Annotated in this window: 11 protein-coding genes; 6 read left to right on the top strand and 5 right to left on the bottom strand. The window is 52.4% G+C overall.

The genetic code is table 11. From position 1 onward, the window contains the following. Positions 1-14: 14 nt before the first annotated feature. Positions 15-506 (top strand): cytochrome c biogenesis protein CcdC, encoded by a 492-nt coding sequence (locus MKX98_RS03265; protein WP_071222169.1) that lies wholly within the window; start codon positions 15-17, stop codon positions 504-506. A 364-nt stretch (positions 507-870) separates the two neighbouring features. Here MKX98_RS03265 and MKX98_RS03260 read toward each other — a convergent pair whose 3' ends face one another. Next, on the bottom strand, positions 871-1884 hold the full coding sequence (locus tag MKX98_RS03260) for an NADP-dependent oxidoreductase (protein WP_194540727.1): 1014 nt from the start codon (positions 1882-1884) through the stop codon (positions 871-873). Positions 1885-2006: 122 nt separating this feature from the next. Further along, entirely contained in the window at positions 2007-2267 is a 261-nt protein-coding gene (locus MKX98_RS03255) for a metal-sensitive transcriptional regulator (RefSeq protein WP_071222173.1), read from the bottom strand. 346 nt (positions 2268-2613) lie between these two features. Here MKX98_RS03255 and MKX98_RS03250 point away from each other — a divergent pair, with 346 nt between their 5' ends. Continuing rightward, a complete protein-coding gene (locus MKX98_RS03250) occupies positions 2614-4362 on the top strand; it encodes an alpha-glycosidase (protein WP_339221429.1) in 1749 nt (582 codons plus the stop codon). A 63-nt stretch (positions 4363-4425) separates the two neighbouring features. Here MKX98_RS03250 and MKX98_RS03245 read toward each other — a convergent pair whose 3' ends face one another. The 3 genes from MKX98_RS03245 to MKX98_RS03235 all read right to left on the bottom strand — a co-directional run bounded on the left by MKX98_RS03245 (position 4426) and on the right by MKX98_RS03235 (position 8709). After that, positions 4426-5301: a UbiA-like polyprenyltransferase gene (locus tag MKX98_RS03245; RefSeq protein WP_194540725.1), complete on the bottom strand. Its 876-nt coding sequence runs from the start codon at positions 5299-5301 to the stop codon at positions 4426-4428. A gap of 12 nt (positions 5302-5313) precedes the next feature. Continuing rightward, positions 5314-6621, bottom strand: coding sequence for an aspartate aminotransferase family protein (locus MKX98_RS03240; protein ID WP_339221427.1), 1308 nt, complete (start codon positions 6619-6621; stop codon positions 5314-5316). Positions 6622-6729: 108 nt separating this feature from the next. Continuing rightward, complete coding sequence (locus MKX98_RS03235) at positions 6730-8709, bottom strand: U32 family peptidase (protein ID WP_339221425.1); 1980 nt, start codon at positions 8707-8709, stop codon at positions 6730-6732. A gap of 240 nt (positions 8710-8949) precedes the next feature. On the opposite strand from MKX98_RS03235, the gene MKX98_RS03230 reads away from it, so the two are divergent. The 4 genes from MKX98_RS03230 to MKX98_RS03215 all read left to right on the top strand — a co-directional run bounded on the left by MKX98_RS03230 (position 8950) and on the right by MKX98_RS03215 (position 12933). Further along, entirely contained in the window at positions 8950-9534 is a 585-nt protein-coding gene (locus tag MKX98_RS03230; protein WP_194540722.1) for a TetR/AcrR family transcriptional regulator, read from the top strand. A gap of 343 nt (positions 9535-9877) precedes the next feature. Next, positions 9878-10825, top strand: coding sequence for an AraC family transcriptional regulator (locus tag MKX98_RS03225; protein WP_220686701.1), 948 nt, complete (start codon positions 9878-9880; stop codon positions 10823-10825). A gap of 151 nt (positions 10826-10976) precedes the next feature. Beyond that, entirely contained in the window at positions 10977-12059 is a 1083-nt protein-coding gene (locus MKX98_RS03220; protein WP_071222181.1) for a Gfo/Idh/MocA family oxidoreductase, read from the top strand. Between the two features lie 34 nt (positions 12060-12093). Then, positions 12094-12933, top strand: a complete 840-nt coding sequence (locus tag MKX98_RS03215; RefSeq protein ID WP_339221421.1) for a hypothetical protein — start codon at positions 12094-12096, stop codon at positions 12931-12933.

Raw genomic sequence — 12933 nt, 5'->3', positions numbered from 1 at the left:
AGAGGTTCTGAATTGTGGTTAATTTCGATTCCCCAATTCTTCAGATAGGCTCTACGATTGCGATGCTGGTTATGGCACTGACCGTTATTTTCATTCGGATGAAAGCGAGCAACCGCCCCGTCACCGTCAAGAAGATCATCATCCCTCCCGTCGCGATGAGCACAGGGTTTCTGATGTTCGTTGAGCCGCAGGTACGCATCCCTATATGGTGGGCGGGAATTGCCTTTCTGGTAGGCTGGTTCATCTTCTCCTATCCACTGATTCGAAGCACCAAATTCGAAAAGGTCGATGGCCAGATCTTCATGCAGAAATCGAAAAGCTTTGTTTACATTCTGCTCGGCCTGCTGGCTGTCCGGCTCCTGCTCCACGGATACATTGAGCAGCATATTTCCATCCCGCAGACCGCGGCGCTGTTCTTCATGCTGGCTTACGGCATGATTGTCCACTGGCGCATCTCGATGTATCGCCAGTATCAGCAATTTACGACACCAGGAGCGGCTATATAGCGGACGTGTTCCATCGTTAACTATATAAGTTGAACTAAACACTCTTAGCCTAAGCATCACTACGAATGCGGATTATTCTTCCGATCGCTGTGGCCCCCAGATTTCTTCGATACATTCATATCATGGTTAAAATCCGGGGGCAACGGCGACCACTTCGTTTCTACACAATAATTCCTCCTTCTCCGTTGAAGTTCTTCTTTTCTTTAGTTCAATCTATATAGTCATTAAACTTAATAAACGCAAAAAAGAGTGCCGATATTCACGCAAACCGGACGGATTGTACCCGTTCGGCCGTGAAGCTCCCGTGTTGAGGAGTTTCACGAAGTCGTGAATCCGACACTCTTTTGTTATCTATATCAAAAGACTAACTCTGCTCCTCGCTTACCTTCACCAGCTGTTTCCCCAGATTCTGCCCGGAGAAGAGCCCCAGAAACGCCTCAATGGTCTTCTCGAAACCATCGACGATATGTTCGGCGTACTGAATGTTACCATCCCTCAGCCATTCGGCCAGCTCATGCAATGCCTCATTGTACCGACTGGCATAGTCGCCGACCAGGAAGCCCTTCATCAGTGCCGTATTGGTCAACAGCAGGCTCTGAATTCTCGGGCCCGTATCGGGTTTTTCCAGGTTATAGAGTGCGATTTGGCCGCAAATCGGGATCCGTGCATTTTTGTTGATCAGACGCAGCACCGCATCCGAAACCTCACCGCCGACATTGTCAAAATAAACGTCCACCCCATTCGGGCAAGCTTCCGCTAAAGACGATGCCAGATCTTCGGTCTGGTAATTGATCGCTGCATCAAACCCCAGCTTCTCGGTCAGGTACTTGGTTTTCTCGTCAGAACCGGCAATACCGATCACCCGGGTCCCTTTGATCTTGGCAATCTGCCCGACAATCATGCCAACGGCGCCTGCGGCACCCGATATCACTACCGTCTCGCCTTCCTTCGGCTGACCGATATCCAGCAGTCCGAAATAGGCCGTCAAACCGGTCATCCCCAGCACGCCCAAGGCGGTCGATACAGGCGCCAGATCCGGGTTGACCTTACGCAGCGTTCCTGTCCGCACGGCGGCAAAGCGCTGCCAGCCCCATGTTCCTGCAACATAATCGCCTGCCCGATAGGTCGGATCCGTCGATTCCATGACCTGCCCTACTGCGCCTCCAGCGATAACCTGTCCTACTTCGTAGGGTTTCGCATAACTCTTGGCATCGCTCATTCTGCCTCGCATATACGGATCCACCGACAAGTATACGGTCCGTACCAGGACTTCTCCGGCTTGCGGAACGGGCAAAGGCTGCTCCTCCAATATAAAATCCGACTCCTCCGGCATGCCTTGCGGCCTTTTGGCTAGTATAATTTGTTCGTTTACAGACATCTGAGTACCCTCCTTTAAAAAAACCGTCATCCTATCTTTACCCATTTTGTCCGTTTACAAATTTCCTAGCCCTAAGGCTAGCCCCTTAACAAGCGGCGCTCTCGCGTTCGGTGCCTAATCCTTTATCTGCTCTTAACGAGCAAATTAACGGCATCCTGCACAAGCTTCTCCGTATCCTCACCATTCTCTTCGGCCTTCCGTACACAATCCACCAGGTTGGAGCTGACGACAACGCCAATGGTTCGGTCGATCGCCGTACGCGAAGCGGATAGTTGGGTGATGACCTCCCTGCAGTCCTTGTTCTCCTCCATCATCTTCAAGATGCCGCGAAGCTGTCCTTCAATCCGCTTGATCCGGTTTTTCATCTGATCGTCGTATTGCATATGACCGTCCTCCTATAATACGTATCTGTCACTGTCAGGCTTGTCCTTATCCCTATATTATACAACAAATGCCCGCTCTTTCCTTGCGACCTGCACCGCCCGGCGGTATCCGCACGAAAATCCGCACCCTGTCTCCCTCGTTGCAGGCCAGGATCAGCGACTTCGACTTGGGGCTTGAATACGCTCAGAGCGCGTGGTATATTTTTAATCAGCTAATGAATTCATAAGCAACCAGATCCAAACCTCATAATTTAAAGGCAATGTTATCTTACAAAGGTACAACCTCGGCTATTCATAGTCCTGGCTGTGCCTTTTTTTAATTTACCTATTTAAGGAGGAATTATCGATGTTCTTGGAAGCCATCTATCACCGTCCGCGCAAAAACTGGTCCTACGCTTATAACGGCACGACCATCCATCTCAGAATCCGCACCAAAAAAGACGACCTTACCGAAGTGTACGCCCTCGCAGGCGACAAGTACCTGTGGGATCAAACGATGGAATATATTCCGATGACCAAGCTGTCCTCGGATGAAATGTTCGATTATTGGGAGTGCGAGGCAACTCCTCCGTACCGCCGTTTGAAATACGGCTTCCTGCTCCAGCAGGGCGACGAGAAGCGCTGGATGACCGAATATGATTTCCTGACAGAGCCGCCGGCCAATCCGGACCGCCTGTTCGAGTACCCGTTCATCAATCGGGATGACGTTTTCCACCCGCCTGCATGGGTCAAGGACGCGATCTTCTATCAAATCTTCCCGGAACGCTTCGCGAATGGGGATACAAGCAATGACCCGGATGGCACTTTGCCTTGGGGCAGTGCCGAACCGACGCCGAAGAACTTCTTCGGCGGTGACCTTCAGGGGGTTATCGACCATCTTGACCATTTAAGCGAGCTCGGCGTCAACGCGATTTACTTTACGCCGCTGTTTACGGCAACAACAAACCATAAATACGATACTGAAGACTATATGGAAATCGATCCGCAGTTCGGCGACAAGGACACGCTGAAGAAACTGGTCGATCTATGCCACGCGCGCGGAATCCGCGTCTTGCTGGATGCGGTCTTCAATCATTCCGGCAGAACGTTTGCCCCATTCGTTGACGTGCAGAAGAACGGTTTGAACTCCAAATATAAGGATTGGTTCTACGTTCGCTCCCTGCCGCTGGAAGTGGTGGATGGCATTCCGACTTACGATACCTTTGCTTTCGAGCCGCTGATGCCAAAGCTGAACACGGAGAATCCGGAAGTCCGGGCTTACCTGCTCAAGGCTGCCGAGTACTGGATCAAGGAAACGGGCATCGACGGCTGGCGCTTGGATGTAGCCAACGAGGTGGGACACAGCTTCTGGCGCGAATTCCGTCAAGTCGTGAAAAAAGCCAACCCGGATGCTTACATCCTTGGCGAAGTATGGCATGAATCCTCCATCTGGCTGGAAGGCGACCAGTTTGACGCCGTCATGAACTACCCGTTCACGAATGCCGTACTGGATTTCTTCATCAACCGTACCGCCGATGCCGAGAAGTTCTCGTTCATGCTCGGCAAGCAGCTTGCCGGCTATCCGAGACAAGCCAGCGAAGTGATGTTCAATCTGCTGGACAGCCATGACACCGCAAGACTGTTAACGCAGGCGAACGGCGACAAACGCCTGATGAAACTGGCCGCGATGTTCCAGTTCACGTACTTCGGCACGCCTTGCATCTATTACGGCGACGAAATCGGCATGGACGGCGGACACGATCCGGGCTGCCGCAAATGCATGGAATGGGACGAGTCCAAGCATGACAAGGACCTGTTCCATTTCTACCAAACGCTCATTAAGCTCCGCAAAGAGCATTCCGCTCTCCGCACGGGAACCTTCAAATTTTTGAAGGCCGAGAAGAACGGCGGCAAAATCGCTTACCTGCGCGAGGACGACAACGAAACGATCCTCATTGCCGTCAACAACGACAAGGCGGGCAACACGATAACCGTCCCTGTGCAGGACCAGCAATGGACGAACCTGTGGAACGGCGAAGGCCTCAGCGCGAAGCAAGGCCAGCTGACTGTGAAGCTGCCTGCTTACGGCTTTGCGATCTTGAAAGCCGGGCAATAAAATCAAACTCCCTTTGAATGCCATATGGCCCGAGTAGCGGGCCGGCAGTCGAAGGGAGTTTTTTTATCCGAGCACAAATTGGTCGGCCAAGGTAAAGAGCAGAATCGTCAAGCTAATGACCTGATTCAGGTTGTAGGAGGCAAGGTGCATCCGCCTGCGGCTGGAAGGCTTGATGATGCGATGCTCCACGGCAAGCAGTATCACCGAAACGGCAATTCCCGCCAAGTAGAGCCAGCCTAAGCCTTGGATAAAGTAAAGGGAAACCAGCAGGATGATCATAATCCCGTGCAGCATTCTGGAAATGAGCAGTCCGCCCTCTAACCCAAACGCGCGGGGAATGCTCCACAAGCCGGTGCTCCGGTCGAATTCGATATCCTGCGTGGCATAGATGATATCAAAGCCTGCAATCCACAGCATGACGACGGTACCGATGATAAACGGAATGAATGCGAATTGCCCCGTTACGGCAAACCATGCCCCGATCGGAGCCGAAGCGATCGTAAAGCCCAGATACAGATGGCACAGCCAGGTGAAGCGCTTCGTGTACGAGTACGTGCAAATCAGCACGATCGCTGCCGGAGAGAGTCCCAGGCAGAGCGGGTTCAGCATCCCCGCCGCGAGAATAAAGATGGCGAAGTTAACGGCCACAAATACGTACACCTCGCGAGGCAGCAGGAGTTTTCTTGGCATATGGCGAGTCGCCGTCCGCGGGTTAGCGGCATCAAACTTCAAATCGGCGATGCGGTTGAAGGCATTGGCTCCATTGCGTGCGGCTACCAGCGCAATCAACGACCACAGCATGACATGCCATGACGGTACGCCGTCCGCGGCCCAGATCATGGAAATGATGGCGAAGGGCAGCGAGAACAGCGTGTGGGAGAACATCACCAGTTCTCCGAACATTTTGGTCTTATGAACGACTTTATACATCATCTGCATCCGAATCCAACCTCATTCGTTTACGAATTGGGATAACCCAGCCAGCACCTTGTCCAGCGCACTGAGCATGGCCTCGATATCTTCCTCCGGAATCATCATGGCCGGCTGGAAAGCCAGCACGTTTCGGCCCACCCCATTTTTGCCGATAATAAATCCTTCTTCCTTCATGCGCTCCAGAATGATATCCGTCCATGCTGCGCTTTCCTCTTCGGTCGCTCCACGGATTTCGGCCCCCGCCATAAAGCCCTTGCCTCGGACATCGGCGATTATCCTATATCGGCCTTGCAGCTCCCCCAAACCTTCGATGAGCCGCCCGCCAACGCGCCGGGAACGCTCAACCAGGCCCTGCTGTTCGATGTAATCCAAGACGGCAAGCGCCGTGACGGATGATACCGGGTTGCCGCCAAAGGTCGAGGCGGAAGGCCGATCCAGACTGGCGGCAATCTCGTCCGTCGTGGAAAAGGCGCCGATCGGCACGCCATTGCCTAGTGCCTTGGCCATGGTAAGAATATCAGGCACGATGCCGTAATGCTCGATCGCGAACATGCGTCCCGTGCGGCCGCAGCCCGTCTGAACTTCGTCGGCAATCAGGAGAATGCCATGCTCCTCCAGCATCGTCTTCAGCTCACGGAAATACCAATCCGGCGGCACGATCATTCCCCCGTTGCCTTGGATCGGCTCCACGATCATGGCGGCGAAGGTGTCTCCCTTCGCAGCGAGCACACTCGCCAACGCATCCAGGGAACGGCGAGCGGCAGCATCCTGATCCATGGCAGGATCATAGGGACGAGGAATAAACGTAGCCACCCCCTGGTCCAGGAAATCATCGGCACGCCACATCGGGATGCCGGTCACATTCATGGTCAGGAAGGTGCGGCCATGAAGGCCGTAATCCAGCGCCAGAAAATGGCGGCGTTTCGTGTGCAGACGTGCGACAAGCAGCGCGCCTTCATTCGCTTCGGAGCCGCTGTTTACGAAGAACGTTCGCTTTAAGTTGCCAGGCAAAACGCCGTTTGCCAACCGCTCCGCCAGATCTGCCATCGGCTGGGTAAGGTAAATGGTTGACGTATGCTGCAGCGTCTGCAGCTGTTCGATCGTTCTTGCCGTAATGGCTTCATTGCAGTGGCCGCAGGCGACAACCGACACTCCCGTAAAGAAGTCGACATACGCTTTGCCATCATGCCCGTAAAGTTTATGCATCTTGCCGCTGATGATCTGGGGCGGCTCTTTATAGAAATTGGCCGTGCAAGGGTAGCCGTATTCCCGACGCTTTGTCACGATAGCTTCCGGACCCATATACGTCTGATCTGCATGCGTCATGGATATTCACCTCTTTGAATTGTTCTCTTGTTCCCCATGTTCCGGGAAAATACGTCAAACGAATGACTTATGTCGGGTTAATCCTCATACTCCGTCTCGAAGCTCAACTCATACTTCCGTCAGCTCAAGCTGCATGGCATGGCCGAATTGGAGCGAACCCAGTGTATAACCGGCATAGATCGGTGTCATGTCTTGATACAGCCTGCCGCAGGAGTCCAGGTTCAGGGCAGCTTGACGATATATCCGCACCAGGCCGCGAAGCTGCTCCGTCGTATACGTCTTCCCTTCAATGCGGAAGTGATTCACGCCCGCTTCGTGCAGCTCCTTCAAGAACGGCATGAAGCAAAGCTCTTTTGCCAGTGCCAAGTGGTTACGCCCTGCGGCATCCCGGTATACAGGGTTCTCCCCTTTATCCGTAAGCAGTACGAGATGTCGGTTATCCACGAACCGGTTATCCTCTTCAGCTATGGGCTCAAACTCTGCCGCATTGGCGTACAGGTCATGCTCCAGATACATGACGATGGGCGATCCGTGGACGATGACCTCGAGGGGAATCTCCGGATGACGCAGCAATTTCGTCAAATCATGGAGCTGAAGCTCAAGGGACGGAATGACTCTGGATATGCCAAAATGCTTCTGATAAAACGAAGCCGCCATATGGTTGTATATATTCAGGCTGAAATCGGCAATCATCGGCAGCCCTAGAGATTGAAACTTGTGCATGGCACCGATGTTGGAGGCAAGCAGGCCATCCAGGCCATAAAACTTATGCTGTTTCCCCTCGGCGAGGAAATGATGGTACTGCTCCATATGCAGCTCATTCATCATGCGCGGCATGCCAAGAATCATTTCGGCATTCCCTTTATCCGTCGTCAAAGCTTCGATATCCTCACGACCGAAAGGACGATCCGGCTGGAACACGTCGCCTGTCAGATAGATGACGTCCGCGCCTTCTTCTATTGCCGCTCGGGCCTGCTCCACCGAGTTGACATGCACCGTAATTTGCGGAATCGACGTGCAAGGCTGCTCCCGCTTCGCATGACGAAGCGACTCCTTCACCTGAAGCACCCGCTCCTCCTTCATCTCGCGTTCCGCGGTAGGCGTGCTGAACACCTTCCCCGAACTGTAAAACTTGCCTGTTCCTTCATAACGGCGATTGATGAACGCTAGTCCCGGCTTGCCAAAGGCATAAGCGGTCGTGAAATCGCGCTTCCGGTTTTTATGCAGCGTATCCGCCCCGTCTTCGCGGTTAAAGCCCAGCGGATCCGCAATGTAACGATCTATGGCATCTCCGTAAGAATTAACGACCATCAGCAGAAATTCGATGTCTCTCATGCGTCCTTCTATTTTAAAGCTGGTAATCCCAGACTTGATCAGCTCCGGAATATGCTCGTACATATACATATCTTTCGCCGCAAGCGGGTACTCGGTAGGATAGAGGTAGCCGTCTTTTTTCACCCGATAATCCCAGCGGCAGGGCTTCATGCATCGTCCCCGGTTGGAGCTGTTGCCGAACAGCATGGAGCTGTACAGGCAGTTAGCGCCGTGAACGGTGCACATATCGCCGTGTACAAAATACTCGAACTCCATTCCGCTCCTAGTGTGCAGCACCTCCGCCGTCTTCAGGTCCATCTCCCGGGAAGCCACGATGCGGGAAACGCCCAATGCTTTGACGGCTTCAATCATCTCCAGATTGTGCACATTCATCATGACCGAGGAGTGAACCGGAATATTGGTATAGTTCATCTCCTGAATCAGGGGAAATACGGCCAGATCCTGCGCGATAATGGCATCCGGGCCAATCTCGTTCAAAAAGGCGAAATAACGCTTCGCTTCCTCCAGATCCTCCTCATCCATCAGATTGTTCACTGTAATGTAAGCACGTTTACCGCACTCATGGGCCAAATGGACGGCTTCTTTGACTTCCTCATAACTTAAGTTATAGCCCTTGCGCATCATGCGCATGTTCAAGGATGGTCCCCCGAAATATACGGCATCGCAGTTTGCGTCAATGACGGTTTTGAATATCTCGAATGTTCCGGCAGGAGCTAACAGTTCCACTTCTTTACCGTTAAAATAACGAGCCATCGTCCGTTCCTCCTCATCCGCAAAGTTGTTTTTTTCGATTGTAACATAATTCACAATCATTATTAGTGAATTAATTCACAGAAAAAAACACAATGCTCTTCATTCTCCGAGAAGCAACTTAAGATCCGCTTCTGTTTTAATATTGACCCATCATTCATTCAATACTAAAATAAATCTCATCAAGTTCTGCAAATGATTGAAGATTGATTAGGTATTCTTTCGTGAAGGAATGAAGATTTTATGCCACGCTCGCCCAGCGAGAACGAACGCATACGCCAGATGGCGAAAGAGAAAATTTTAGAAGCCGCCATGGATTTGTTTATCCATCAGGGCTACCATGCCACTTCCATTAGTGATGTAGCCAAGCAAGCCGGCATTTCCAAAGGGCTGCTCTATAACTATTTTCCAGGCAAGGAAGGACTGCTTGCCGCTATGGTCGAGGAGCGAATCGCAGGCGTTGCCGAAGTCATAGAGAATGCCGCTTCGCTCCAAGCACCCGCAGATCAGCTGAAATATATTTTGGAGCAAGCCATCGACAACGTCGATCGGCAGCCGGAAGTATTCCGTTTTTACTTGCATCTTCAAACCCAGCCCGAAGCGGATCAAGAGCTGTTTCCCTACAGCAAGCGTCTTGTGGAAGAGGCTGCACGGCAATTTGAGATTCAGTGCCGCATATTCGAAAGCCTCGGGGTTCCCGAGCCGCGCAAGCGCTCCTTGTACTTTTCTTCTACCCTGCAGGGCATCATGCTGATGATATCCACCTATCCCCAGCACTTCCCCATTGAAGAAGTGAAGGAGCAGATGCTGAAGGAGTTTTGCCCGTAACGAAAAAAGAGCCGAGGTTTACCTGTGTTTCAGGTTTCCTCGGCTCTTTGCTGTACGAAAATTGATCTTCGCACGCTTAAAGGGGATTTGATCTTTAGTTATTTTGAATTACGCCTTCAACGGGAACCAGCACATGGAAGGTCCCACTTTCTAGATCATGACCCTCGCCGAGCCAAAAAAATACACTTGTTTACCTCTTCATAAAGGGCATCCTCATCACATTGATCATTGGACATAATGCGCATGAACAGCTAACTTTTTCAACTTTTTCTCTTCCTTCATGTCCTTAATCAGTTATGCTATGAATAACAGGATCGAAACGTACGTGAGGAGGAAAAAAACGATGGCTATTCACTGGCTGGAACCGGATATCGCCGAATGCACCCGAAGAGGAATCGCCTACTTTACGTCGGAGCTGGAGATGGCGAATGGCCTGCCCTGCAAAATGTACCGCATTACCGAAAAGTTCGGGAGCTTATCCGATCATATGCATGACTATCTGCAAATCTGGTATGTCAGCAAAGGCGAATTCATCCATACGCTCTATGGGCAAAAATACCGGATGGTCCAGGGCAATATATTCGTGCTCCCTCCTTACAGCGTCCATCGCGTGGAGATGGTCCCGGGGAAAGAACTGGAGGTGCTCGGGTGCGAATTCATGCCGGCCTTCATTAACGAACGATTGGAGGGAATGCCGGCTGAGCCGCAGCTGTTCGACCTTTCCTTTATCAAGCCTTTTGTCACGACCGAAGACCGTGTCCCGCTCAAAATCACCTTAACCGGCGGCAGCGACCTCGCCGTAAAGGAGCTCCTGACCGAAATGCTGAACGAGTTCGGAGGCCGCGGCCCATTCTTCGATATTCTGCTGAAGGCCAATCTGCTGAAGCTGCTGGCCATCGTGAACCGCGAGCATGCCGAGCAAGGCAAGCATACAGCGGTAACCGCCGGCAGCGCCCCGTACCGTGAGCCCATTTTGGAATCCGTACAATATATTCACGACCATTACGACCAGCCTCTATGGCTGGAGGATCTCTGTGCGCGGACGATGATGTCTCGGACGAACTTTTGCCGACGGTTCAAGGAAGTGACCGGCTGGACCTTCAGCCAGTACTTGGCCAACTATCGGATACGGATGGCCATGCGGCTGCTGACGGAGCCCGAGCTCACGGTAACCGATGTATGCTTCAAGGTCGGGTTTAACGAGCTTCCCTACTTCTGCCGCACTTTCAAGAAATATACGGGAACGACTCCTGCCTACTACAAAAAGAACGCTTTTAAAACCGTGGACTAACACCCCCGGTACGATAATCCAATAAATAAACACGATAGTGAAATCGATCGGTTCGTTCACATGCTATACTCGTGGCAAGCAATAACGAAGAATCAAGCGACAGGCTTATGTTTTCACAGCATCATCAATCCACGATTTTGGAGGAGAACCGATGAACAAAATTACAATTGCCGTGATTGGCTGCGGCACGATTGCAAACAGCGCCCATATTCCCGCCTACATGGCCAACGAAGATGCCGAGATCAAATATTTCTGCGATATCGTGAAGGATCGGGCCGATGCCGCCGTCGCCAAATACGAATGCGGCCAAGCCATCGAAGATTACAACCAGATCCTGAACGACCCTGAGGTCGACGCGGTATCGATCTGTACGCCAAATGACGTTCATGCTTCCATCGCCATCGATTGCTTGCGGGCAGGTAAGCATGTATTATGCGAAAAACCGGCAGCCCGCACCTACGCGGAAGCGCTGGAAATGCAGAAGGTTCAGCACGAAACGGGCAAAACGCTCAATATCGGGGTGGTCAACCGTTACAATGAAAGCGTAAACAGAATCAGAAAAATGATCCAAAACGGCGATCTCGGCGAGCTGTATCACGTATATGCCAGCTTCCGTTCCCACCGCTCGATCCCGGGACTCGGCGGCGCCTTCACGACCAAAGCCATTGCCGGCGGCGGCGCGCTGATCGATTGGGGCGTTCACTTCCTCGATGTCGTGATGTACTGTACGGGCGATCCGAAGCCGAAGACCGTCTCCGGCCAGGCTTACTGCAAGCTGGGCAAGGACATGGAGAATTACACCTTCCTCAAAATGTGGGCAGGTCCGCCGAAATATGACGGCACGTATGACGTCGACGATTTTGTCACGGCTCTCGTCCGCACCGAAGGCCCGACCATTTCCTTGAACGGCGCATGGGCGCAAAATATCGGCGCCGAAGAAATGTTCATCGACTTCCTCGGCGACAAAGGCGGCATCCGGCTGAAATACGGCGCGGACTTCACCTTCTACACAACGGAGGACGGCGCATTGATTGAAACCACGCCGAAATTCAATCTCGGCAGCATGTTCCAAAATGAGATCGACGGGTTCATCCGCTGCATTCAAACCGGGGAGAAGCAGCCTTCGCATATCGATACGGTCATCCTCTCCTCCCAGATCATCCAGGCGATTTACGACTCGTCCGACCAAGGCGCGGAGGTTTCGCTGCAGCCCGTTGCCCAGAACAGCCTATAACCTATAGTTCGAACGCCAGGGAGGCCCTTTTATCATGAAAAAAATCGGATTCATCGACCTGCATCTGGACCAATTCCACGCGAATAAATATCCCGGTTGGATTGAACAGGCATCGGAACATGCCATGAAGGTCGTATACGCCTACGGCAAGAGAGACAAAGAGAACGGGCTCACGAACGCTGCCTGGAGCCAGGAGTTTGGCATTGAGCTGCTGCCCACAATCGAAGAGGTGGTGGAGCGCAGTGATTACCTGATCGTGCTGTCCCCGGATAACCCGGAATTCCATGAGGAGCTGTCCCAGCTGCCGCTGCAATCCGGTAAGCCGACCTATATCGATAAAACGTTCGCGCCTGACCGCGAAACGGCTATCCGCCTGTTCGACCTGGCGGCAAAGCATGGAACGCCGATGTATTCGACGTCCGCCCTGCGTTTTGCCAGCGAATACCGTGAGCTGGACCGAAGCGATATCCAAACGATCAGCAGCTGGGGGCCGGGTGCCTTCGCCAATTATTCGATCCATCAAATCGAGCCGATCGTCAGCCTGATGGGGGCCAGCCCGAAGCGGGTGATGTATATCGGCACGCCTGACTCCCCTGCCCTGCTGATCGATTTCGGGAACGGACGGCAGGCCACCGTAAATCATCTTGGCGATAATTGTCCATTTACCTTAGGCCTTAAGAATGGCGACGGGGGCTTCAAGCAGGTCACCCCCCATTCGAATTTTTTCAACTTGTTCATCGAGAATCTGGTGAATTTCTTCAAAACGGGCAAGCCTGCCGTCAACCCGGCAGAAACGGTCGCCGTCATCACGATTATCGAGTATGGATTGAAGGCCGCTGACACCCCTTATGTGTGGTTGGATTTGCCTCAATAG

Source organism: Paenibacillus sp. FSL W7-1332 (assembly GCF_037969785.1).
GTDB lineage: Bacteria > Bacillota > Bacilli > Paenibacillales > Paenibacillaceae > Paenibacillus_AQ.
This window is presented reverse-complemented; position numbering and strand designations above follow the sequence as displayed.